This is a genomic window from Pseudomonas sp. TMP9, from assembly GCF_037943105.1.
Classification (GTDB): domain Bacteria; phylum Pseudomonadota; class Gammaproteobacteria; order Pseudomonadales; family Pseudomonadaceae; genus Aquipseudomonas.
In genome coordinates this window covers 892,721-915,232 of sequence record NZ_CP149803.1, presented here as the reverse complement: position 1 = coordinate 915,232, position 22,512 = coordinate 892,721, and the positions used below count along the sequence as shown (strand labels likewise).

21 protein-coding genes are annotated in these 22,512 nt (G+C 59.7%); 11 read left to right on the top strand and 10 right to left on the bottom strand.

The genetic code is table 11. The annotated features are described in order from the left end of the window. Window positions 1-3: 3 nt before the first annotated feature. The 7 genes from WF513_RS04370 to WF513_RS04340 are packed head-to-tail and all read right to left on the bottom strand — an operon-like array spanning window position 4 to window position 5,540. Window positions 4-771 (bottom strand): heme ABC transporter ATP-binding protein, encoded by a 768-nt coding sequence (locus WF513_RS04370; RefSeq protein WP_339081804.1) that lies wholly within the window; start codon window positions 769-771, stop codon window positions 4-6. After that, window positions 771-1,808 carry an iron ABC transporter permease gene (locus tag WF513_RS04365; protein ID WP_339081802.1) on the bottom strand — a complete coding sequence of 346 codons (1,038 nt, stop codon included), beginning with the start codon at window positions 1,806-1,808 and terminating at the stop codon, window positions 771-773. The genes WF513_RS04370 and WF513_RS04365 overlap by 1 nt, the downstream gene beginning before the upstream one ends. Beyond that, window positions 1,805-2,644, bottom strand: a complete 840-nt coding sequence (locus WF513_RS04360; protein ID WP_339083412.1) for an ABC transporter substrate-binding protein — start codon at window positions 2,642-2,644, stop codon at window positions 1,805-1,807. The genes WF513_RS04365 and WF513_RS04360 overlap by 4 nt, the downstream gene beginning before the upstream one ends. 46 nt (window positions 2,645-2,690) lie before the next feature. Beyond that, window positions 2,691-3,122, bottom strand: coding sequence for a biopolymer transporter ExbD (locus tag WF513_RS04355; RefSeq protein WP_339081801.1), 432 nt, complete (start codon window positions 3,120-3,122; stop codon window positions 2,691-2,693). After that, window positions 3,119-3,760, bottom strand: coding sequence for a MotA/TolQ/ExbB proton channel family protein (locus tag WF513_RS04350; RefSeq protein ID WP_339081799.1), 642 nt, complete (start codon window positions 3,758-3,760; stop codon window positions 3,119-3,121). The genes WF513_RS04355 and WF513_RS04350 overlap by 4 nt, the downstream gene beginning before the upstream one ends. Window position 3,761: 1 nt before the next feature. Next, window positions 3,762-4,832, bottom strand: coding sequence for a ChuX/HutX family heme-like substrate-binding protein (locus WF513_RS04345; RefSeq protein WP_339081798.1), 1,071 nt, complete (start codon window positions 4,830-4,832; stop codon window positions 3,762-3,764). A 21-nt stretch (window positions 4,833-4,853) separates the two neighbouring features. After that, the gene (locus WF513_RS04340) at window positions 4,854-5,540 is read right to left on the bottom strand and encodes an energy transducer TonB (protein ID WP_339081796.1); all 687 of its coding nucleotides are present in this window, start codon (window positions 5,538-5,540) and stop codon (window positions 4,854-4,856) included. 130 nt (window positions 5,541-5,670) lie between these two features. Here WF513_RS04340 and WF513_RS04335 point away from each other — a divergent pair, with 130 nt between their 5' ends. Together WF513_RS04335 and WF513_RS04330 are read left to right on the top strand one after the other, a co-directional pair. After that, entirely contained in the window at window positions 5,671-7,884 is a 2,214-nt protein-coding gene (locus WF513_RS04335) for a TonB-dependent hemoglobin/transferrin/lactoferrin family receptor (RefSeq protein ID WP_339081795.1), read from the top strand. Between the two features lie 124 nt (window positions 7,885-8,008). Further along, entirely contained in the window at window positions 8,009-8,335 is a 327-nt protein-coding gene (locus WF513_RS04330) for a Rieske (2Fe-2S) protein (protein ID WP_339081793.1), read from the top strand. A gap of 78 nt (window positions 8,336-8,413) precedes the next feature. Here WF513_RS04330 and WF513_RS04325 read toward each other — a convergent pair whose 3' ends face one another. The 3 genes from WF513_RS04325 to WF513_RS04315 form a co-directional block, all read right to left on the bottom strand. Beyond that, window positions 8,414-9,301 (bottom strand): triacylglycerol lipase, encoded by an 888-nt coding sequence (locus WF513_RS04325; RefSeq protein ID WP_339081791.1) that lies wholly within the window; start codon window positions 9,299-9,301, stop codon window positions 8,414-8,416. 161 nt (window positions 9,302-9,462) lie between these two features. Continuing rightward, window positions 9,463-10,587 carry a fatty acid desaturase gene (locus tag WF513_RS04320; RefSeq protein ID WP_339081789.1) on the bottom strand — a complete coding sequence of 375 codons (1,125 nt, stop codon included), beginning with the start codon at window positions 10,585-10,587 and terminating at the stop codon, window positions 9,463-9,465. Continuing rightward, complete coding sequence (locus WF513_RS04315; RefSeq protein ID WP_339081787.1) at window positions 10,568-11,683, bottom strand: iron-sulfur cluster-binding domain-containing protein; 1,116 nt, start codon at window positions 11,681-11,683, stop codon at window positions 10,568-10,570. Before WF513_RS04315 ends, WF513_RS04320 begins: the two co-directional genes overlap by 20 nt. Before the next feature lie 212 nt (window positions 11,684-11,895). Between WF513_RS04315 and WF513_RS04310 the strand changes: the two genes are divergently transcribed. The 9 genes from WF513_RS04310 to WF513_RS04270 all read left to right on the top strand — a co-directional run bounded on the left by WF513_RS04310 (window position 11,896) and on the right by WF513_RS04270 (window position 21,882). After that, window positions 11,896-12,486 carry a TetR family transcriptional regulator gene (locus tag WF513_RS04310; protein WP_339083410.1) on the top strand — a complete coding sequence of 197 codons (591 nt, stop codon included), beginning with the start codon at window positions 11,896-11,898 and terminating at the stop codon, window positions 12,484-12,486. Window positions 12,487-12,651: 165 nt separating this feature from the next. After that, window positions 12,652-13,152: an urease accessory protein UreE gene (gene ureE, locus WF513_RS04305; RefSeq protein WP_339081785.1), complete on the top strand. Its 501-nt coding sequence runs from the start codon at window positions 12,652-12,654 to the stop codon at window positions 13,150-13,152. After that, window positions 13,149-13,823, top strand: a complete 675-nt coding sequence (locus WF513_RS04300) for an urease accessory protein UreF (RefSeq protein ID WP_339081783.1) — start codon at window positions 13,149-13,151, stop codon at window positions 13,821-13,823. The genes ureE and WF513_RS04300 overlap by 4 nt, the downstream gene beginning before the upstream one ends. 19 nt (window positions 13,824-13,842) lie before the next feature. After that, on the top strand, window positions 13,843-14,457 hold the full coding sequence (gene ureG / locus WF513_RS04295; protein WP_339081781.1) for an urease accessory protein UreG: 615 nt from the start codon (window positions 13,843-13,845) through the stop codon (window positions 14,455-14,457). A gap of 84 nt (window positions 14,458-14,541) precedes the next feature. Continuing rightward, window positions 14,542-15,114 (top strand): HupE/UreJ family protein, encoded by a 573-nt coding sequence (locus WF513_RS04290; protein ID WP_339081780.1) that lies wholly within the window; start codon window positions 14,542-14,544, stop codon window positions 15,112-15,114. 889 nt (window positions 15,115-16,003) lie between these two features. Next, a complete protein-coding gene (locus WF513_RS04285; RefSeq protein WP_339081778.1) occupies window positions 16,004-16,945 on the top strand; it encodes a DUF808 domain-containing protein in 942 nt (313 codons plus the stop codon). A gap of 249 nt (window positions 16,946-17,194) precedes the next feature. Next, window positions 17,195-17,371 carry a hypothetical protein gene (locus WF513_RS04280; protein ID WP_339081776.1) on the top strand — a complete coding sequence of 59 codons (177 nt, stop codon included), beginning with the start codon at window positions 17,195-17,197 and terminating at the stop codon, window positions 17,369-17,371. Window positions 17,372-17,424: 53 nt separating this feature from the next. Further along, window positions 17,425-20,379 carry an ATP-binding protein gene (locus WF513_RS04275; protein ID WP_339081774.1) on the top strand — a complete coding sequence of 985 codons (2,955 nt, stop codon included), beginning with the start codon at window positions 17,425-17,427 and terminating at the stop codon, window positions 20,377-20,379. Window positions 20,380-20,454: 75 nt separating this feature from the next. Further along, the gene (locus WF513_RS04270) at window positions 20,455-21,882 is read left to right on the top strand and encodes a sigma-54 dependent transcriptional regulator (protein ID WP_339081772.1); all 1,428 of its coding nucleotides are present in this window, start codon (window positions 20,455-20,457) and stop codon (window positions 21,880-21,882) included. Window positions 21,883-22,512: the final 630 nt, after the last annotated feature.

Below are 22,512 nucleotides of genomic sequence, written 5' to 3'. Positions count from 1 at the left end.
ACCTTAGCGAGCAACGATTAAGGGGTGACCCCTTTCCGGATGCTGCTGCACCAGTACCTCCAGCCCGAACACGGCCAGCAGAGGCTCAACGCGAAGCACTTGCTCAGGGCTGCCCATTGCATGGGGGCGGCCGCGCTGTAGCAGCAACAGGCGATCACAATAGCGCGCCGCCAGATTGAGATCATGCAGAATTACCAGCACCGCTGCGCCCTGCCCTGCGAATGCCCGTGTTGCCTGCAGCGTGGTGTGCTGATGCAGCGGATCAAGCATTGAGGTGGGTTCATCGAGCAACAATATCTGCCCTTCACCACCCGGCCAAAGCTGCGCAAAGACGCGGGCAAGATGCACGCGCTGACGCTCACCACCCGACAACGCTAAATAACTGCGCCCAGCCAAATGCAGCGCATCGGCAGCCTCTAACGCCTGCTTGATGATCTGCCCATCCCGCAGCCGGCCACTGGCATGCGGCAAGCGACCCATCGCCACCACTTCCTCCACGCGAAAGGCAAAATTCAGCGTTGAGGTTTGCGGCAATACCGCTAGGCGTTGCGCACGCTCACTGCCCGGCCAGTCCTGAAGCCGCCGCTGATCGAGCCAAACATCGCCATGGCTCGGCTGCAGTTCGCCACACAAGGCGCTGAGTAGGGTGCTCTTACCGGCGCCATTAGGGCCCAGTACGCCAAGCACTTCCCCAGGTCGCAGCTCCACGTTGATATCCGCCAACACCGTGCACGGGCCGCGCTGTACCGCTAAATTTTCTGCACGCAGCATCAGGCACGTCCCCGCAGCAAGAGATAAAGGAAGAACGGCGCACCAATCAGCGCCGTGACAATACCGATCGGCAGTTCCGCCGGCGCCAGCAGCAACCGCGCCGCTAAGTCTGCCAGCAGCAGCAAGCTAGCACCCGCCAATGCCGAGGCTGGCAACAATACGCGGTGATCCGGACCGACCATTAAACGCACCAGGTGCGGCACCACCAGGCCGATAAAACCGATCATGCCCGCTGCCGCCACGGCCGCGCCCACCCCCAGCGCCGTACAAAAAACCAACTCAGCTTTGACTCGCTCTACAGCAAAACCCAGATGGCGCGCCTCCGACTCGCCCAGTAGCAATGCGTTCAGCGCCTTGGCCCGGCGTGGTAACCACAGCGCCACCGCCGCCGTCACCAGCAGCAACGGCCACAGGCGCGCGTAACTGGCGCCATTAAGACTGCCGAGATTCCAGAAGGTCAGAGTACGCAAGGTGGCGTCATCGGCCATGTAGGTAAACAGGCCGATGGCCGCGCCGGCCAGTGCCGTCAGCGCAATACCGGCCAAGAGCATGGTCGCCACATGGGTTTCGCCATCGCGCCGCCCCAGGCGATACACCAGCGCCGTCACCCCAAGGCCACCGATAAAAGCGAACAGCGACAACACATAAGGTGCGAATACCTCCGGCAATCCGCCTAAAGCTGCGCCGCCCACAATCGCCACGGCCGCTCCTAGCGCAGCACCGCTAGAAACACCAATCAGCCCGGGATCAGCCAGCGGATTACGAAACAGCCCCTGCATCGCCACCCCGCACAGCGCCAGCACGGCGCCCACCAGCAAGCCGAGCAAAGTACGTGGCAAGCGAATTTGCCCAAGAATCAGCTCAGTTTGAGCTAACCCTTCACCCTCCACAGGTAGGCCGAGCAAGCGCAACGCTGCCTTGAGGGTATCCGCCAGCGGCAAACTGACCGGACCCAAGGCCAGGGATAACCAGAGCGCAAACGCCAACAATAGGCTCAATGCGATAAATAATGAGCGCGGACGAATAACAGGATTCATGGTGTGGGCTTAGTGGTGGCGAGCAAAGAGTGGCTGGCAGGATAAAAGGCTGCGGACAAGGCCGCCAGCCCATCTGGCAAACGCGGGCCGAGACCGCCGACCAGTAGCGTCGGGTCGAGCATCAACAAACGTTGATTACGCGCCGCACGGGTCGCCGCCAACGCAGGATTCTGCTGCAACAGCGCCTCACGCGCGGCAGCACCGGAAAGGCTGCGATCGGCAATGATCACCACCTCAGGATCAAGCGCCAGCAAGGCTTCGGTCGACAGCGCCTTGAAGCCGCTATGACTGGCCAGGTTGCGCCCGCCGGCGCGCGCGATCAACCAGTCGGCCGACGTGTCCTTGCCGCCAACCATCGGGCTACCACCCGCATGCCCAAGTAACAACAGCACCCCCGGCGGCGCCTGCTGACGCTGTGCAGTCACCAGCCAATCAGCTTGCTGCTGCAAGCGCTGCTGATAGGCCGCAAAAGTCTGATCTGCGCGTTGCGACGCGCCCAACAAGCTGCCGATGCGCTGCAAGCTGGTTTGCAGGCTGGCCAGATCCGCCTTGGACGAGAGCATTTCCACCCGCACACCGGCGCCACGCAGTTGCGCCAGCACGGGCGGCGGGCCCATTTCCTCGCTGCCTATCAACACATCAGGACGTAGGGTCAGCATGCCTTCAGCCGCCAACTGCCGCTGATACCCGATGCTCGGCAACGCGCGCAGCGACTGCGGATGCTGACTGGTAGTATCCACACCCACCAGACGGCTTTCGCCGCCTAGCGCCACCACCCACTCACTGAGCGAGCCGCCGGAACTGATCCAGCGTTGCGGCAACGGCTCGGCGGCCATTAACGAGGCACAGGACAACAAGCTCGCGCAGAAGGCGAGCAGAGTATTAAGGCGTTTCATGATTGGCCTCTAGAAGAATGCGACTGTCCTGAATGCCCTGCTGTTGCAGCAGCGCCATCAGGTCGAGAAATGCCGACAGCGGTGCCTGACGATCCAGCGCCAGGTCCAGTCCCGCTGCGTTGTCGGCGGTAAAGGCTAAGGTCAGTTCAGTGCGCAGCGCGCTGAAATCCGCCTGCTGCGTGCCGTTAATGCGCCAATTGCCTTCGGCGGAAAGCTGTATTTGCATCCGCTCGCTGTTGCCGGCATTTGCCGTCGGCAGTGCTTCGCGGCTCTGCGGCAACTGCAAGGGCAGTTCCAGCAACGGCGTTTGCGCGGTCAGCAGAAAGAACACCAGCACGATAAAAATCACATCGAGCAACGGCGTCAGATCGGGCAACAGATTGCTCTGGGTGCTGTTGGCGGCGGGCAGACGAATCACGGCAACACCCACTGGTTAGCCAGTGGGCTGCCGGTCAGTTCCAGCTCCAGTCCGTCTAACGCCAGTTGGCAGCGATTAAGCAGCGCCTGCAAGCCTTCCAGGTAGCGCTCGGCCCACAAGGCAAAGCCCTGCCCCGCCGCCAACGCCGGGATGGCGACCAGCAAGCCCCAGACCGTGGTGTACAGCGCCTGCCACAAACCATCAGCAAGTAACGCGGGGGTTACCGGGCTGTCCTGCCCAGCGATAGTGGCAAACATTTCCAGCATGCCCAGTACTGTCCCAAGCAAACCAAGCATCGGCGCCAGCATGCCGATCAGCTGCAGCAAGCGCAGCTGGCGATTGAGGCGCTGACGCTCCTCCAGCAGCCAGCAGCCTAATAGCTCTTCACGCTGCACAGCCGGCAAGGCACTATGCTTGAGCAACAACGCCAGGCCATAGCGCCAACCGCGCGCACGGCCTTTGCAATGCTCACGCTCACAGGTGCGACAAGCGCTCACTGCAGCACGCCCGGCAGCTTGACTCAGCGGCTGCAAGCCAATAAACAGCCAGAGCCGCTCCAGAATCAGCGCCAGCGCCAGCAGCGAACACAGCGCCAGCGGCCAGCCCAGCGGCCCCATCGCACTCCACCACTGGCTCATCTCAGCACTCCAGCGCAGCAGTGCTTTCGGCCAGGGCGCGCCAGTCTTCACGTTCAGGAATGCCAGGCTTGCGTGCGCCAAACAGCTGCACCACCAACTCGCCATGGGCATCGAAGGCTTCCCAGCTGGTGATCACGCCATCGCTGCTCGGTTTGCGCACCCGCCATAGCTCAGTCACGCCCGTGGTCTGCAGGTGCAGATTGAACTCGGGGTCGAGCACGTTGAACCAGCTGTCCATCCAGCGCAGGTTACGTACCGGGCCGGAGTGAATCTGGATGCAGTGGCGATTGCCGACAAACACCATGATCGGCACTTCGCGCGCACCGGCCTGCTCCAGCAGTTTCGGCAGCTCGCGCACGTCCAGCGGCTCGGCCCATTCACTCCCTGCCAGACGCAGCGCCTGGGTGCGTCTCGCCCCGTGCTTTTTCAGCAGAGCAAAGAAGTGGTGAGTGTCCTTGAGAGTCGACCAACCCACGCGCAGGGCATTCACATCCACCAGGGTATCGGCTTGCGCCGGGGGCACCTGGGGCAGCGGCAACAGGTCCAAATCGGTACGTTGCTCAGCCATACGGAAACGCTCCAGCAGTGGTGCCCAGGCATTTAGCTGGCTGTCCTCGGTGAGGAATACCTTGTGCACCGCGGTGCCTTGGCGGTCGAACACCTGGATGCTGCGCTGAACGCCTTTGGCCGTCTGTTCCTCGATGGCAAACACGCTGGCCCAACCGCCGAGGAACAGGCGCAGGTCGATATCAGCCGACACCACCAAGCCCATCTGCCCGTTGCCGGTCACCGTTACGTCGCGGTAGTAGCCTTTGCGCTCGTGTACACAATGCTCGTTACGGGTCAGCGCCATCACATAACCCAATTCGCCGAGTGCCGGCAGCAACTGCGCCCAGTCTGGCTGCAGGCGCACCGCGTCGACATCGAGACGGCTGGCCACCAACTCAGCCTCGCTGACCGCCAGACGCTCGGCGGCATCGCGGGCACGCAGGCGTGGTTGATCGCTGCGCAGCACCTGCCAGGCTAGATACAGATCATTGGTAGTCGCGACAGGCTGGACGTGTGTGCTCATGGAAAACTCCTTAGTAATTAATCAACGGCTCGCCGTCAAAGCGAACCGAATAGGGATCTGTATGCGGCTAGGCACGACCTGGCCGCCGCTGGTTTCAGGGCGAAAACGCCACTTGGCAACAGCCTCGAGGGCCGCGCGATCAAGGCTGTCTACGCCTGAAGAGCGCAGTACATTCAGGCTGCGCTGCTGGCCGCGCTCATCCAGGCGCACCTCAACCAGCACTTCACCTTGCTGGTTTCGCCGCCGCGCCTGAGACGGGTAGTTCGGTTGGCGTGGCGGATCACGAAAGCTCGGTTTAGCGCTGAACACTTCAGCGGTCGGTTGCGCGGCGACCGGCTTGGTAGGCACGACCTGAGCCGCTGCAACCACCACTGGCGACTGACTGGTTGTCTCGGTTGGCTGCGCTTGCACGGGCTGGCTTTGAGTTGGCTGTGCCACTAAAGCTGGCTTTGCCTTGGCCTCTGGCGCCTGCGTTGCAGGCTTAGGTGCCGGTGCCTTTCTAGGAACTACTGCCTGGCGTTGCGGTTGCTCTGGCAGCTTGATCGGAGCCGGTGCGGCCTGTTGCAGCACTGCAGCCAGGCGAAATACCTGGGGCGCTTCGCGGGTTTGCGCGGCACTCAACGCAGGCGGTTGCGCCTCGCCATGCAGCAGCCAGCCGGCGACATGCAGCGCCAGCGACAGCAACAAAAACAACGGCAAACGCAACATGCAGAAATCCAGTCAAATCGAATTAAATCCATTTGATAACTATTTGCATTTGCATGTCAATGTCGTTTAGGTTTGCCGCCGATGCCAACCCGGTGGCCACAGAAGCCGCCCGTACGATCCTGGAGTCCCCATGCACAGAAGCCCTCCATTCCCCCGCCGCACCTGGCTTGCCTTGCTATTGCTGAGCCCATCACTGGCACTTGGCGCCGAGAAAGCGCCGAACCAGTTCGACACGGTGACCGTCACTGCGACTCGAACCGAGCAAACCCTCGACCAAGTGCCGAGCACGGTGTCGGTACAAACCGAACGCGATATCGATCAGGAGAACGTGAAGAACATTCAGGACCTGGTGCGCTATGAACCCGGCGTTACCGTGGGCGGCACCGGCAGCCGCTTTGGCCTCGCGGGCTTCACCATTCGCGGCATTGGCGGTAACCGCGTGCTAACCCAAGTGGACGGCGTACCGACCCCAGATGCCTTCACCTTCGGGCCCTTCCTCGACTCACGCCGCAACTACGTCGACCCAGACACGGTAAAGCAGGTGGAAATCATCCGTGGCCCGGCCAGCTCGCTGTATGGCAGCGACGCCATTGGCGGTGCCGTGAGCTTCCTCACCAAAGATGCCGGCGACTACCTGGATGAAGGTGATGACGTCTACGCCCGCCTCAAAACGGGCTACAGCGGCGCCGACGACAGCTGGATGCGCAGCACCACCCTGGCCGCACGCCAAGGCCAGTTCGATGGCCTGCTGCACTTCGGCCGTCGCGACGGCCAGGCTCAGGACACCTTTGGCGGGCGTAGCGGGATCGGCGCACCGCGTGAAGAAGCCAACCCGCAGGATTACCGCGCCGACAACCTGCTGAGCAAAATCGGCTGGAGCTACAACGACAGCGACCGTCTGCAGCTGACCTACGAGACCCTGGAAGACCGCGCCAATACCCGCGTGCTCAGCGAATACAGCACCAACGCCGCCGTGCGCACCGCCGATGCCACGGACACCACCGACCGCCAGCGCGTTAGCCTGCAGCATCAATTCGAGCTCGACAGCGTGATCGCCGACCACGTTGACTGGCAGCTGAGCTATCAGGACAGCCAAATCCGTCAACGCACCGAACAAACCCGCTTCAGCGCGGGTCGTCTGCGTGAGCGCAGCCGCGATTCCACTTATGAGGAAAAACTGTGGGCGCTCAACGTTAAATTCGACAAGCTGTTCGAAACCGGTAGTGCCAAGCATCACCTGGTCTACGGCGTTGACATCAAACGTTTGGACAGCAGCGACCTGCGCCGTGGCAACGAGGTTTATGCCAACAATGGTTTGCCGGTACCGGCCATTCCGGGTAATGAAACCTTCCCACTGAGCGACTTCCCCGACCCAACGTCCACCGAGTACGCCTTGTTTGCCCAGAACAGCATCGAGATCGGCCGCTGGACCCTGTTGCCGGGTGTGCGCTATGACCATTACCAGATGAAACCGGACGTCACCCAGGAGTACCTGAATAGCCAACCGGTCAACAACAACCCTTCTGATTACAAAGACGCCGCCATTTCGCCCAAGTTCGGCGCGACCTACCAGCTCGATGACGCTCACAGCATTTACGGCCAGTACGCCGCCGGTTTCCGTGCGCCCAACGCGGTGGATATCTTCGGTGAGTTCATCAACTTTGCCCGTGGCTACCAAACCATTGCCAACCCCGACCTCAAGGCGGAAACCAGCGACAGCTATGAGCTCGGCTTGCGCGGCAACTACAGCGCCGGCAGCGTTGCCCTGGCGTTGTTCTACAACCGCTACGACGATTTTATCGAGCAGGTCACCCTGGCCAACGACCCAACCGGCAACGGGCGCATGACCTTCCAGTACCAAAACCTGGATCGCGTCACCATCCGCGGCGCCGAAGCCAAAGGTGAGCTGTTCCTCAACAGCGTTGGTCTGCCGAACGGCACCCATCTGCGCGGCTCGATTGCTTATGCACGCGGCAAGGACGAAGCCAGCGGCCAGCCGATCAACAGTGTCGATCCGCTGAAAGCGGTGTTTGGCCTCGGCTATGACGCACCCAGCGGGCAGTTTGGTGGCGAACTGGCCTGGACGCTGGTGGCGGCCAAAGAGCGCGTCGACCAAACCCAGACGGCCAATCAGTACGAACCCTCCGGCTACGGTTTGCTCGACCTGACTGGGTATTGGCAGGCAACTGAGCAACTCTCAGTGAACGCCGGCCTGTATAACCTGAGTGACAAACAATACTGGCAGTGGGGCGATGTACGCAGCATCAGTGAAGACAGCACCAGCCTGGACCGCTATACCCAGCCGGGCCGCTATGCTGCCGTGAATGTGGTCTGGGAAATCTGACCGCCACACCTGATAAGCGCGCTATTGCGAGCACTCAACCGAGTTCCACTTGGCGCAAGGATGCGCCCTGCTCTTTCACTTCCGCGCCAGGGCGGCATAATGCGCCCCTGTCGTGGAGGTTCCTATGTTGCGTTTATGTGCGCCGGATGAGCTGGCCGAAGGCCAGAGCCGGGGCTTTGAGATAGCTGAAGAGAAGCTGTTTGCCGTGCGCAAGGACGGCCAGCTGTATGCCTATCGCAATCGCTGCCCGCACCGTGGCATCCCGCTGGAATGGCAGCCCGAGCAGTTTCTCGACAGCAGCGCCAGCCTGATCCAGTGCGCCACTCACGGCGCGCTGTTTTTAATCGAATCAGGCGAATGCGTCGCCGGCCCCTGCGCCGGGCAATCGCTGCAAGCGCTTGTTATCCGTGAAAATGATCAAGGCATCTGGGTCGATCTAAACGACGCTTAACAACCTGTTTACGATCTCGCGAGCCCGAACCTGTTTTTCACACCGCAGGGCAGGCGCGCAGCAGAGCATCAATAAGTTTCAGAGCCCTGCGGCTTGCAGTCGCTTTGCATGCTCAACAAACAACTTCACCGGCTCAGCACCTTTGCCAACCAGGCCGAAGGTCTGATTGATGATATCGAAGTGGTCCATTGGGTACTGATCACCAATCACCGTGCCCAGGTGTGAGCTGTAACGCCCAACCATGCCGTCGCACTGCCCCACCTCGCGCTGAAAAGTCTTGGCAAACATCCGGCAGGCAACGTTCGGCCCGTCGAAGCGGTTGCCGCCTTTATCGGTAATGCCCGGCTGAATGGTGCCGGACCAAGAGTAGTAACGCACGCCATTGACCTCGGCCGCGCCCTCACCGCCCCAGACCTCCGGCAAACCCTGTGGGTACTGCACATTGAACGCCGCCACACCGTCGCTGGTGAGCGATTGCTGCGCCGCCGCCACATCCATCGGCAATGGCTCGCCTTTATAGCCGCGCTCCAGCCAGGCCATACAACGCGCCACCCCGCGCAATAAGCGCGCTAATAGACGCTCGCGCAGGCTGCCGTGTGGTGCCTTGCGCTTGAGAAAATCAGCTAATTCAGAGCCATGATTAGGCCCGGCGACGGAGGTCACAGACGCCACCCACTCAGGTTTCAATGCCGCCGCATAGCGAGCAGTCAGAGCGCCTTGGCTGTGACCAATAAGGTGGACTTTTTCTGCACCCGTCTGTTGCAACACCTCAGCAATACGCAGCAGTAACTGCTCGCCGCGCACCTCAGTGGAATGCACCGAAGACACCAGCACCGGGAATACCGTCGCGCCCAGCCGGCGCAACGCGCTGACGATGCCATACCAATAGGGATAGCCGAGCAAACTGATAAAGCCGAGTAAGCCGGGCACTAAAACCAGCGGGTAACGAGGGGCAGATGACGTCATGGCGAACCTTCCTGGTAACTGAGCGCTAAGCACCACACCCCCACAATGGTCAGTGTGCAGGGGCTGCACAGCCGCCCCCGGCTCAACGTTGCCTGAATATGACCACAGAAGGCTGCAATAATTACCCACAAGCGTGCACATGCATTGACCCAGCAGCCTGCTCACACCCCTGCAGGCGAGGCCTCAGTAGGCGGCAGGCGATAAAGCCAAATGCGCTTGAGCACCGTCGCGAACTGGCGCCACAGGCTGCCATTGTTGTAGACCTGGCCGTAACGCTCAGCGATTTCGCGCACCTCCAGCGCCAGCGCTGCATAACGGCGCGCCGGCAGATCAGGGAACAAGTGATGCTCAATCTGATGGCTTAGGTTGCCGGTGAGGATATGAAACAGCGGCCCGCCATTGAGGTTGCTGGAGCCACGTAACTGCCGCAGGTACCAGTGACCACGGCTTTCACCCACCACCGATGCTTTGCTAAACACCGCGGCTTTCTCAGTGAAGTGGCCACAGAAAATCACCGTAAAAGTCCACAGGTTACGGATTAAATTGGCCAGTACATTACCCGTGAGCACTGCCAGCGCATTGGCGCCGAGCAGCAGGGCCAATAACGGGAAGAACAGGTAATCTTTGCTCCATTGGCGGAGGATCTTGGTGTTGAACTGCTTGATCAACGGACGTACTTCAGCCTTGCTAAGCGTGCCTTTGTAGACCTTGTCCAAACGCAAATGCTGGATTGCAATCGAGTACTGAAACAGCAGCGCTTGAATCGTCACCCACACCGGTTGCCAGCGGTAAAAGGGCTTCCAGCGTTGCTCAGGGAATAGCCGCACCACGCCATAACCAACGTCATCATCCATGCCCAATACGTTGGTCCACGTGTGGTGCACATGGTTATGGGTGTGTCGCCAAAAATCACTGGGGCCGGCGATATCCCACTCATAGCTACGCCCGGCAAACTCAGGGTCATTCATCCAATCATACTGGCCGTGCATGACGTTATGTCCCAGCTCCATGTTCTCAAGAATCTTGCCCAGCCCCAGCAGCAGGGTGCCAAGCAGCCAGGTCGGCGGGAGCCAGCCGAGCATCAGCAGGCTGCGGCCGCTCCAACAGCACACACGCACGGCGGCGCGGATACGGCGGATATAGCGCGCATCCACCTCCCCAAGATCGGCCAAGGTGCGTTGCCGCAGTGCATCCAGTTCATTGCCGAAGGCGTTCATTTCATCTGCGGACAATTCGCGGTCAGCGCGCATGGGAATTTCCTCGCGGTTAAAGATCAATTTCAACATCACTGTGGGGCGCACTCACACACAGACGGATCGGCTGGCCCGGCTCGCTAAACAATGCACCGCTGCGTAAATCACGCACCGTGCCGCTGAGCAAGGTGCAGGTGCAACTGGCGCAAATCCCCTGACGGCAGCCGTGGGCTGGTTTCAACCCAAACATTTCCGCGTGCTCCAAAAGGCTGCGCTGGTTGTCGGCAACGCTGTGCTGATGGCTGCGGGCAAAACTAAGGGTTACCTGGCGCAGGTTACTGTCGGCACTTAACGTCGGCGGGGTGAACGCTTCGACCTGCAATGCCCCCGGCAAACCGGCAACGTGCCACCACTGCTGCACCTGACTGACAAACCCCGCCGGGCCACAGGCCAACACACGGCGTTGCATCAACTGCGGCACACTGGCCAAGTGCGTGGCGGTAAAACGTCCAGCCAGTTCTCCGGGCTCAACAGGTGCCTTAGTCAGCGACCAGCGCACTTGCAGGTTGCTGTACTGCGCCTGGAGCGCCTGCAACTCAGCGATAAAAGCCCGCTGGCCCTGACCGCGCACGTAATGCAGCAGCGTAACCGGCGCGCTGAAACCTTGCGCTAGAGCGGCGCGTAACAAGCCCAACAGCGGCGTAATACCACTGCCAGCGGCTAACAGCAGCACCGGCTGTGGCGTCTCTGGCCAGCTCAGCTCGCCATACACCGGGCCCAACTCCAGCGTATCGCCCACCGCCAAATGCTCCAGCAGATAGGGTGATACGCGCCCGCCAGCTTGATGCTTGATCGCCACCTGCAGGCGGCCGTTGGCGTGCACCGCAGTCAGGCTGTAGCTACGACTTAGGCGCACACCCGCATGCTCAAGGTACAGCTGCAGATGCTGACCCGGCTGCGCGCCGGACCAATTACCGTTGGCCTGCAGGCTCAGTTCGAGCATGTCATCGGCGACCCATTGGCGCTCGATGACCCGCGCAAACACACGGTTCAAACGCAGCGCTGGGTGCAGCAGCGCCAGCGTGGCGTCGACATCGCTCTCGCGTAACCAGCCCTGCGCAACCAGCACACGCAGCGGACGCATAAGGCGTGCAACCCGACGCACCCAAGCAAAAGGCATGAAGGCCATAACCAAGCTCCAGTGAACATTTGTTCACTAGAATGTCAGGGGCTTTTTATTCAGTCAACACTCGTACACTGAAAAAGAGACAAGCGGAGCTCGTTCGACGTAAACAGCCACCATTTGGTAGAGTGCGGCGCTGATTTCGTCATACAGAGCCAGGAAGCTTGAAACCACTTCAACCGCGCGCCGAACAAAAACTGCAAACCCGCCATGCTCTGATGGATGCGGCGCGCAGCCTGATGGACAGCGGTCGCGGCTTTGGCAGCCTGAGCTTGCGCGAGGTGGCACGCTGCGCCGGTATTGTGCCAACCGGTTTCTATCGGCATTTTGACGACATGGATGCTCTAGGCCTGGCGTTGGTGGCCGAAGTCGGCGAAACCTTCCGCGACACCATCCGCCAAGTCCGCCACCACGAGTTTGAGCTGGGAGGGGTGATCGATGCTTCGGTGCGCATCTTCCTCGACGCCGTAGCGGCCAACCGCGCGCAATTCTTATTTCTGGCGCGCGAACAATATGGCGGCTCGCAGCTGGTACGCCAGGCCCTCGGCGCCCTACGTGAGGGTATTACAGCCGACCTGGTCGCCGATCTGGCGGTCATGCCGAAACTGCAACACTTCGACGGCCCCGCGCAAAATATGATCGCCGACCTGGTGGTAAAAACCGTGTTCGCCACCCTGCCCGAGCTGATCGACCCGCCCGCTCCCAGCCTGCCGCTGCATGCCTCACCCGAGGTAAAAATGATCGAACAACTGCGTTTTATCTTTATCGGCGGCAAACACTGGCAGGGGCTCAGCCAGCCCCGCGATTAGCCGCACCAAAACTGCGCACACACACCGCCAACGCACCACTATTTTGCGCCCAAGGCTTTAGATTATTGCCGCATCACACCCGCACCGCAGGCGCTGTGCGGCGCACTGCCCGTTTGGCAAGGCCCTTGCTCTACAAACCGACATTGCCCTGCCGGAAACTGCCCCATGTTGGTGATCCACCGCCGTATTGCCGCCCAGCCGCACTGGGATGCCGAACTTGAACTGAGCTTTGAGGCCCGCAGCAAAAGCCGCCTGCGCTGCTTCAGTCGCAGCGGGGAGGATGTCGGCCTGTTCCTCGAACGCGGCCAACCGGCTCTGCAGGACAGCGAATACCTGCAAGCCGAAGATGGTCGCATCGTGCGTGTTATCGCCCGCCCAGAACCCTTGTTACACGTAACCTGCGCCAACCCCTTCGAGCTGATGCGCGCCGCCTACCACCTGGGTAACCGCCACGTCGCCTTGCAGCTGGGCGATAGCTGGCTGCGCCTGCCAGACGACTACGTCCTCAAGGCCATGCTGGAGCAACTCGGCGCAACGGTGACAAATGTCGAAGCGCCCTATCAACCCGAGCAAGGTGCCTACGGCGGCGGCCATCACCACTCACATGCCGGCGATGCCGAATTCAGCTATGCGCCGCGCTTGCATCAGTTCGGTGCGCGTAAGTGAATAAAGCCTGGCAGCTACTCAGGTTAGCCAGCCCGCAATTACCTATTGGCGGCTACAGCTATTCCCAGGGCCTGGAAATGGCGGTCGAACAGGGCTTGGTCGATAACGCAGAAAGCGCCCAACGCTGGATCGCCGATCAGCTACTGCTCAATCTCGCCCGCTTTGAAGCGCCGTTGCTACTCGCCCATTGCCAGGCAGCCGCGAGCGAGAACTGGACGCAGCTGAGCAACTTGGCCGAGCAACAACGCGCCAGCCGCGAAACCCGCGAGCTGCGTCTGGAAAGCCGGCAGATGGGTTATTCCCTGCAACAACTGCTCAGCGGCCTGCCGGAACTCGACGCGCCAGCACAGCAGTTGTTTAGCCAACTGGACGAACCCGGTTTGGCCGTCGGCTGGGCACTGGCTGCCCGTGCCTGGCAGATAAGCCCTGAGGATGCCCTCGCCGCCTGGCTGTGGGGCTGGCTAGAAAACCAGCTGGCGGTGCTGATGAAAACCCTGCCACTGGGCCAGCAAGCCGCGCAACGCCTGACCTCACAGCTGTTGCCGCTGCTGGATCAGGCGCAACACCAGGCCAGCAAACTTGAACCCCAACACTGGGGCAGCGCCGCCTTTGGCCTGGCCCTGACGAGCATGGCGCATGAGCGTCAATACAGCCGTTTATTCCGCTCTTGAACATAAGGAAGACTCACAGATGAACAGCCAACCCCTGCGTATTGGCATTGGTGGCCCGGTCGGCTCCGGCAAGACCGCGCTGACCTTGGCGCTGTGCCTGGCCCTGCGCGAGCGCTACAACCTAGCGGTGGTAACCAACGACATCTACACCCAAGAAGATGCGCAGTTTCTGGTGAACAACCAAGCCCTGGCCCCGGAGCGGATCATTGGTGTGGAAACTGGCGGCTGCCCACACACGGCGATTCGTGAAGATGCCTCAATTAACTTAGAGGCCGTGGATCAACTCAACCGGCGTTTTCCCGGACTCGACCTGATCATCGTCGAGTCCGGCGGCGACAACCTCTCGGCCACCTTCAGCCCGGAACTCTCGGACCTGACCATCTACGTGATCGACGTGTCGGCCGGCGACAAGCTGCCGCGCAAGGGTGGCCCGGGTATCTGCAAGTCCGACCTGCTGGTGATCAACAAAATCGACCTGGCCCCAATGGTCGGCGCATCGCTGGCGGTTATGGAGCGCGACACCTTGAAGATGCGCGGCGACAGGCCGTTTGTCTTCAGCAACCAAAAGATCGGCACCGGGCTAAGCGAGATCATTGCCTTTATAGAACGCCACGGCATGCTCTCCGCAGCCTGAAGCACAACCGCCCCTCGCCCGCTGGCGGGAGAGGGGCCGAGGGGAGAGCCACCTTTCCCTTGCCATCCAGTCAGGAGACACCCCATGAACCTGCGCAAAACCCTATTCGCCCTCGCCCTGTTCCTTAGCCCCGCCGTGGCCTTCGCTCACGCGGGTCACGATCACTCCGGGTTACTGGCCGGTTTGGCACACCCGGTATTCGGCCTCGATCACCTGCTGGCCATGCTCGCCGTTGGCCTGTGGGCCGCCCAACAATCCGGCGCGGCGCGCTGGGCTCTACCGCTAACCTTTGTGGTCAGCATGCTGGTCGGTGGCCTACTCGGTTTTAACGGCGTGCAGATCCCGCTGATGGAAACGGGTATTGCCGCATCAGTGCTGGCCTTCGGCCTACTGGTGGCTGTGGCTATTCGCCTACCGATGATCGTCGCCATCGCCCTGACTGCTCTGTTCGCCCTGACCCACGGCGTTGCCCACGGCCTGGAACTGCCAGTACTGACCAGCCCATGGGGCTACGCCGGCGGTTTCGTGGTTGCCACTGCCGCGCTGCACGCCAGTGGTTATGCCCTCGTACGCCTGCTACCCGGCGCAGCCGCGCCGTTGGTGCGCTTGCTGGGTGTTGTCTCAGCACTCACCGGTGCTTGGTTGCTGGCCGCCTGAACAGAGCATTGTCCGTTGCGCCATGAGCCTGCTGCGTTCACCGCAGGCTCATGGCGCACGTGACTGTACAAAAAACAACCAACCTCGTTCAGGCCACGGTCGCTATGGCCTAAACGCAGGCGTGCTCAGCTTATCCACAGAGTGCTCCACAGCAACCTTGGATAAGTTATCCACTGCGCACTTGGGTCGCGAAGCAAACCCTTGAAATATCGCGATTATTACTTGACTCGACACTGCGAAAATGACGTTTTAGCCGCGCTGATAAAGCTGATCAAAAAACGCTCAAAAGCTGTATAGCGCCGCCTCATAGGGGCTGCAAGCAGGCATACCAGAGTTATCAACAGCTCTACCCACAGCAGTTGTGGGCAACTTTAGCGGCTACTCCAAATCAGCCTGAATAAACAGGCTAACTTGTTGTTTATACGATAAATAATCAGCTGATCAAAAAACGCACAAGCACCTCTAAGCGCCATATCACTAGGCGTGTGTAAGCCTACTCCCACCTTATCCACAACTCACTCCACAGTCTTTGTGCACAACTAACCGCGCTTGCTGTTGGCCCTGTGCATAAAGTCGAGCATGGTCTGTGGCTATGGCCCCTATCGAGACAATCAACAGCCTAATCACAGGGTGCAGGCTTACAGTCAGGCAAACCGAAAAGGAGTGACCTTATGCCCTTCAATGATCTATTAAGCAGCCTGCTCGCCGCCTATGCGTGCGGAGCAAGTGGCAGCAGTAACGAGTAGCCCTCTGCGGGCCAGTCTTTGCGCTTGGGCACAGCAAGGCTGCTCGCCTATGGCTGATAGCGCCGCAGTGCCGTATAAATCTGCGCACTCTCGCCTTCAGCCCCTTTGGCGATGCCCCTTAAACGCAGAAAGGAATCCCGCCCATGGCCGGCGCCAGTTTGTTAACCCTGCTTGATGACATTGCCTCCGTACTGGACGACGTGGCGCTAATGACCAAGGTCGCGGCAAAGAAGACCGCGGGCGTGCTCGGCGATGACTTAGCACTGAATGCCCAACAGGTCAGTGGCGTGCGCGCCGAGCGCGAGCTGCCGGTGGTTTGGGCGGTGGCCAAGGGCTCATTCAGAAACAAGCTGATTCTGGTGCCTGCGGCCCTGCTGATCAGCGCGTTCATACCGTGGGCAGTTACGCCGTTGCTGATGTTTGGCGGGGTTTTCCTCTGCTACGAAGGCTTCGAGAAACTGGCGCACAAGTTCCTGCACAACCAGGACGAGGTCATGGTGCAGCAGAACCAGCTGCGCCATGCTGTGGCGGACCCTGAAGTCAACATGCTGGCATTTGAGAAGGACAAGATCAAAGGCGCCATCCGCACGGACTTTATTCTTTCAGCAGAAATCATCGCCATCACCCTCGGCACCGTTGCATTGGCCAGTTTCGGCAAGCAGATCGTGGTGCTATCCGGTATCGCAATCCTGATGACAGTAGGGGTTTACGGCTTGGTCGCCGGTATCGTCAAACTGGATGACGCCGGTCTTTACCTTAACCAGCGCAGCGGTCAAGGCCTGGGCAGCCGCCTGCAACGCAGCCTGGGCCGCGGCATTTTATTCACCGCACCGTACATGATGAAAAGCCTGTCAGTTCTCGGCACTGCGGCGATGTTTATGGTCGGTGGCGGCATCCTCACCCACGGCATTCATGCCGCGCAGGCATGGATCGATCAGTTGGCACTGAGCTTCACGGCCAGCAGCGGTTTACTGGCCGCGTTACTGCCGACCTTCCTCAACGCCATCGTCGGCATCATCGCTGGGGCTTTAGCGCTGTTGCTGGTCAGCATGACGACGCGCGTCTGGAAGGCTTTGAAGGGCTAGCCTGGCAGCGGCCACACGGTCACCTGACCCTTGGGTCATGGCTGCCAGCACCACAACAAGGCTGGTTAGGCACCACACCTGCAGTCACGCCCGAAAATAGGTCACGCACAAATGGGCCGAACAAAATACCTGCTAGGCCAACTAGGCCCGGCGCAACCGCGCCCTTAACGCCCGAATAATAAGTAGCCCGCCTACGCAGAGCACTGCGCATCCGTTACCATCGCCGGCAATTAAACAAAGAGATGCAGCATGTATATCTACCGATTAGTGCTGATCCTGGTGGTGGGCATCTACCTGTTTTCCCCGGCCATCATGGACTGGTGGATCGAGCCCAACGGTGCTTGGTACCGGCCCTTTTTACTGTGGCTAATTTTAATCGTGGTCACCTTTATTCTGCAGAGCCAGCAAGATGCCGATGAACTCTGAAGCACTGCGCCAGCACGTGAGCCTGGTTTTTATTCTTTCGCTGAGCCCATCTGATGCTGACTAGCTTTAGCCTGAGCCAGCTGATCCTGATCAGCGCGGCCTACCTGCTTATTCTGTTCGGCGTGGCGTGGATCAGTGAACACGGCCTGATTCCTCGCTGGATCATTCGCCACCCGCTGACCTACACCCTGTCGCTTGGGGTTTACGCCAGCGCATGGGCCTTCTATGGCACGGTGGGCTTGGCCTACCAATATGGCTATGGTTTTCTCGCCAGCTATTTGGGCGTATCCGGGGCGTTTCTGCTGGCGCCTGTGCTGCTCTATCCGATTCTGAAGATTACCCGGACCTACCAACTGTCATCGCTGGCTGATCTGTTTGCCTTCCGTTTTCGCAGCACCTGGGCGGGTGCCCTGACCACGTTATTTATGCTGGTGGGTGTGCTGCCGCTGCTGGCTCTGCAGATTCAGGCGGTGGCCGACTCCATCGGCATTCTTACCCGTGAGCCGGTGCAGGAACGCGTGGCTCTGGCTTATTGCGGGCTGATCATCCTGTTCACCATCCTCTTTGGCGCGCGGCATATCGCCACCCGCGAGAAACATGAAGGTTTGGTATTTGCCATCGCCTTCGAGTCGGTGGTCAAGCTGGTGGCCATCAGCATCATCGGTGTGTATGCGCTGTATGGCGTATTCGATGGTCCGCAGGATCTGCAAAACTGGTTGCTGCAAAACCAAGCCTCGCTGAGCAGCCTGCACACGCCCTTGCAAGAAGGCCCGTGGCGCACCCTACTGCTGGTGTTTTTTGCCTCGGCCATCGTCATGCCGCACATGTACCACATGACCTTTACCGAGAACCTCAACCCGCGCGCCATGGTCAGCGCCAGCTGGGGGCTGCCGCTGTTTTTGCTGCTGATGAGCTTGGCCGTACCCTTGATTCTTTGGGCTGGACTGAAGCTAGGCGCCACCACCAACCCGGAATACTTCACCCTCGGCGTAGGCATTGCCGTCAACAGCCAGACGCTGGCCCTGATTGCCTATGTCGGCGGCCTGTCGGCTTCCAGCGGGCTGATCATCGTCACCACCCTGGCGCTGTCCGGCATGATTCTTAACCATGTGGTATTGCCGCTGTATCAGCCGCCATCGGAAGGCAATATCTACCGCTGGCTGAAATGGACCCGTCGCGCCTTGATCCTTCTGGTGATCATGGCGGGGTACGGCTTCTATTTACTCCTGGGCGCTGAGCAAGACCTGGCTAACCTCGGCATCGTCGCCTTCGTCGCCACCTTGCAATTTTTGCCGGGCGTCCTTTCGGTGCTGTATTGGCCGACGGCTAACCGTAAAGGCTTTATCGCCGGCTTATTAGTGGGCATCGCGGTTTGGGTAGTGAGCATGCTGTTACCAATGATTGGTAACTTGCAGGGGCTCTACCTGCCTTGGTTTAACGTCATCTATGTCTTGGATGACAGCAGCTGGCACATGGCGGCGATCGGCTCGCTGGCAGCCAACGTGCTGGTGTTCACCTTGGTGTCGCTGTTTAGCGAAGCCAGCCCGGAAGAGAAAAGCGCGGCTGAAGCCTGCGCCGTGGATAACGTGCGACGTCCGCAACGGCGTGAATTGCTGGCTAACTCGCCACAGGAATTTGCCACGCAACTGGCCAAACCTCTGGGCGCGAAAACCGCCCAGCATGAAATCGAGCAAGCACTGCGCGATTTGCACCTGCCGTTTGATGAGGCCCGACCTTACGCCCTGCGCCGTTTGCGCGACCGTATTGAGGCCAACCTCTCCGGGCTGATGGGCCCGAGCGTGGCCCAAGACATCGTCGAAACGTTCCTGCCTTATAAAGCTGGCAGCGAAACCTATGTCACCGAAGACATTCACTTTATCGAGAATCGCCTAGAGGATTACCACTCGCGTCTCACCGGCCTAGCTGCCGAACTCGATACCCTGCGCCGCTATCATCGCCAAACCCTGCAAGAGCTGCCCATGGGCGTCTGCTCGCTGGCCAAGGATCAAGAGATCCTGATGTGGAACAAGGCCATGGAAGAACTCACTGAAATTTCAGCGCAGCGCGTCGTCGGCTCACGCCTGAGCACTCTGACCGAGCCGTGGCGCAGCCTGCTGCAGAATTTTATCGAACTGCCCGACGAGCACTTGCACAAACAACGCCTAGGGCTTGACGGCCAAACCCGCTGGTTGAACCTGCATAAAGCGGCTATCGACGAACCCCTAGCGCCCGGCAACAGTGGCTTAGTGCTGCTGGTGGAAGACCTCACGGACACCCAGTTGCTCGAAGACAAACTGATCCACTCCGAACGCCTGGCCTCCATCGGCCGGCTAGCGGCCGGGGTGGCGCACGAGATCGGCAACCCAATCACCGGTATCGCCTGCTTGGCGCAGAACCTGCGTGAGGAGCGTGAAGGTGACAGCGAACTGACCGAGATCAGTGAGCAAATCATCGAACAGACCAAGCGCGTGTCGCGCATCGTCCAATCACTGATGAGCTTTGCCCATTCGGGCAGTCACCAGAACAGCGAAGAGCCGGTTTGCCTGGCCCAAGTTGCCCAGGATGCCATTGCCCTACTGGCGCTCAACCGGCATAGCGTCGAGGTGCAGTTCTTCAACCTCTGCGACTCCAACCATTGGGTGATCGGTGACCCACAGCGGCTGGCGCAAGTGCTCATCAACCTGCTGTCTAACGCCCGCGACGCCTCACCGCCTGGCAGCGCAATTCGGGTCAAAAGTGAAGCCTTCGAGCACACCGTCGACCTGATCGTTGAAGACGAAGGCAGCGGCATCCCCAAGGCGATCATCGACCGCTTGTTCGAACCGTTCTTCACCACCAAAGAAGTGGGCAAGGGCACCGGCCTTGGCCTCGCACTGGTCTATTCGATTGTGGAAGAGCATTATGGCCAGATAACAATCGACAGCCCGGCCGACCTTACGCTTCAACGCGGCACCCGCATTCGGGTCAGCCTGCCGAGGCATGTCGAGGCGACGTCCCTAGCGACTTAAACCAGCTAACTGAGAGCATGCCTGCCAGGCCTCTAGCCCAGCGGCATGCCCCGAGACAGTCGAGAGACCCTTTTAATGCCCCATATTCTGATCGTTGAAGACGAAACTATTATCCGCTCTGCCCTGCGCCGCCTGCTCGAGCGCAACCAATACCAAGTCAGCGAAGCCGGCTCAGTGCAAGAGGCGCAAGAGCGCTTCAGTATCCACAGCTTTGACCTGATCGTCAGTGACCTGCGCCTGCCCGGCGCACCTGGCACTGAGCTGATCAAGCTCGGCCAAGGCACTCCCGTATTGATCATGACCAGTTACGCCAGCCTGCGCTCGGCCGTCGACTCGATGAAGATGGGCGCGGTCGATTACATCGCCAAACCCTTCGACCACGACGAAATGCTCCAAGCCGTGGCGCGTATCCTGCGTGACTTCCACCAAAGCAAAAGCGCAGCCACGCCTGCAGGCGCTAACGCCAAATCCGGCAGCGACAAGGTGGTGGATAACAGCAATGGCGAGATCGGCATTATTGGCTCCTGCGCCGCCATGGAAGAGATGTACAGCAAAATCCGCAAGGTTGCGCCGACCGATTCCAATGTGTTGATTCAGGGCGAGTCAGGCACCGGTAAAGAGTTGGTGGCCCGCGCCCTGCACAACCTTTCACGTCGCGCCAAAGCGCCGTTGATTTCAGTGAACTGCGCCGCCATCCCGGAATCCCTGATCGAATCTGAGTTGTTTGGCCACGAAAAAGGAGCCTTTACCGGCGCCAGTGCTGGCCGTGCTGGCCTGGTCGAGGCGGCAGACGGGGGCACCTTGTTCCTCGATGAAATCGGTGAACTCCCCCTAGAGGCACAAGCGCGCCTGCTGCGCGTGCTGCAGGAAGGCGAAATACGCAGAGTCGGCTCAGTACAATCGCAAAAAGTCGATGTGCGTTTAATCGCCGCGACCCACCGCGACCTGAAAGGCTTGTCGAAGGTCGGCCAATTCCGCGAAGACCTTTACTATCGCTTGCACGTGATCGCCCTAAAACTGCCGCCGCTGCGTGAACGCGGGGCTGATGTACTCGAGATTGCGCGGGCGTTTTTGATTCGCCAGAGCACCCGTCAGGGCCGACTCGACCTGAGCTTTGCCGCCGACGCCGAACAAGCCATCCACCATTACCCATGGCCCGGTAACGTGCGCGAACTGGAGAACGCCATTGAGCGTGCGGTCATTCTCTGTGAAGGCAATAGTATTTCTGCTGAGTTGCTGGGCATCGACATCGAACTGGATGACCTTGAAGACAACTTCAGCGGGCTACCCGGCCATGCCAGCGGCCTAGGCCATGAAACCAACGAGCCAACCGAAGACCTGTCACTGGAAGATTACTTCCAGCATTTTGTACTCGAGCATCAGGACCACATGACCGAGACTGAACTGGCACGCAAACTCGGTATCAGCCGCAAATGCCTCTGGGAACGCCGCCAGCGCCTAGGCATCCCGCGCCGCAAACCCTCAAGCGTTACCGCAGACTAGTGCACCCCACGTGGGTGACAGAAACGTGCGTTAGAAGTTGCACCGCCTGTTACCTGCTCAACACTTAGTAACAAAGCCGGGTCTTAAGGTAACGAGAACCCGGCTTTTTTATACCCGTCAGACACCCCTTAAAAACCTCAAGCCCCTGATTTTAAAGGATTTACTAAAACTGGCACGGGTTCTGCTATATCTTCTGTACAAGAACAATAACAAGCACCTTACAACCCTAATAAAAATAAGACGTACCGACTTCAGCATAATAAAAACAACACTGCGAAGGCGTAGCTAACTGATTCTTTTGGAGAGGAATTGCCTTGGGGTTTACCCCACAACCAGGCTGAGAATTACAAAACTGCCTTGAAGCAGCGCCAGAACTGGTTAGATCACTCAGTGATTACGGCAGCGTCAGCAACCAAAGAAATCCGTTTGCTCATCAATCCCATCTTGGGAGTTTTCCAAAAGTCACTGACTGGACGGAACGGGTAAATCAACAAAAACAATAAGCCCGCCATAATAATAAAAAAGAGCATGCAGCAATTTAAGGGGGAGCTTCGGCTCCCCCAGTAGCTTGCAAATCCGCATACAAAGCAGTTTCCCGCCGTTTTCTGCATCAAACCTCAACTCAATGCT

What these genes read in the sequence shown, in the direction of transcription:
- WF513_RS04340 (WP_339081796.1), bottom strand. Translation starts at nt 5,540, where the DNA reads ATGTTGCGTTTGCCGTTGTTTTTGTTGCTGTCGCTGGCGCTGCATGTC.
- WF513_RS04315 (WP_339081787.1), bottom strand. Translation starts at nt 11,683, where the DNA reads ATGGCCTTCATGCCTTTTGCTTGGGTGCGTCGGGTTGCACGCCTTATG.
- WF513_RS04280 (WP_339081776.1), top strand. Translation starts at nt 17,195, where the DNA reads ATGTATATCTACCGATTAGTGCTGATCCTGGTGGTGGGCATCTACCTG.
- WF513_RS04345 (WP_339081798.1), bottom strand. Translation starts at nt 4,832, where the DNA reads ATGAGCACACACGTCCAGCCTGTCGCGACTACCAATGATCTGTATCTA.
- ureG (WP_339081781.1), top strand. Translation starts at nt 13,843, where the DNA reads ATGAACAGCCAACCCCTGCGTATTGGCATTGGTGGCCCGGTCGGCTCC.
- WF513_RS04275 (WP_339081774.1), top strand. Translation starts at nt 17,425, where the DNA reads ATGCTGACTAGCTTTAGCCTGAGCCAGCTGATCCTGATCAGCGCGGCC.
- WF513_RS04350 (WP_339081799.1), bottom strand. Translation starts at nt 3,760, where the DNA reads ATGAGCCAGTGGTGGAGTGCGATGGGGCCGCTGGGCTGGCCGCTGGCG.
- WF513_RS04360 (WP_339083412.1), bottom strand. Translation starts at nt 2,644, where the DNA reads ATGGCCGCCGAGCCGTTGCCGCAACGCTGGATCAGTTCCGGCGGCTCG.
- WF513_RS04335 (WP_339081795.1), top strand. Translation starts at nt 5,671, where the DNA reads ATGCACAGAAGCCCTCCATTCCCCCGCCGCACCTGGCTTGCCTTGCTA.
- WF513_RS04310 (WP_339083410.1), top strand. Translation starts at nt 11,896, where the DNA reads ATGGATGCGGCGCGCAGCCTGATGGACAGCGGTCGCGGCTTTGGCAGC.
- ureE (WP_339081785.1), top strand. Translation starts at nt 12,652, where the DNA reads ATGTTGGTGATCCACCGCCGTATTGCCGCCCAGCCGCACTGGGATGCC.
- WF513_RS04370 (WP_339081804.1), bottom strand. Translation starts at nt 771, where the DNA reads ATGCTGCGTGCAGAAAATTTAGCGGTACAGCGCGGCCCGTGCACGGTG.
- WF513_RS04290 (WP_339081780.1), top strand. Translation starts at nt 14,542, where the DNA reads ATGAACCTGCGCAAAACCCTATTCGCCCTCGCCCTGTTCCTTAGCCCC.
- WF513_RS04365 (WP_339081802.1), bottom strand. Translation starts at nt 1,808, where the DNA reads ATGAATCCTGTTATTCGTCCGCGCTCATTATTTATCGCATTGAGCCTA.
- WF513_RS04330 (WP_339081793.1), top strand. Translation starts at nt 8,009, where the DNA reads ATGTTGCGTTTATGTGCGCCGGATGAGCTGGCCGAAGGCCAGAGCCGG.
- WF513_RS04270 (WP_339081772.1), top strand. Translation starts at nt 20,455, where the DNA reads ATGCCCCATATTCTGATCGTTGAAGACGAAACTATTATCCGCTCTGCC.
- WF513_RS04285 (WP_339081778.1), top strand. Translation starts at nt 16,004, where the DNA reads ATGGCCGGCGCCAGTTTGTTAACCCTGCTTGATGACATTGCCTCCGTA.
- WF513_RS04320 (WP_339081789.1), bottom strand. Translation starts at nt 10,587, where the DNA reads ATGTTGAAATTGATCTTTAACCGCGAGGAAATTCCCATGCGCGCTGAC.
- WF513_RS04325 (WP_339081791.1), bottom strand. Translation starts at nt 9,301, where the DNA reads ATGACGTCATCTGCCCCTCGTTACCCGCTGGTTTTAGTGCCCGGCTTA.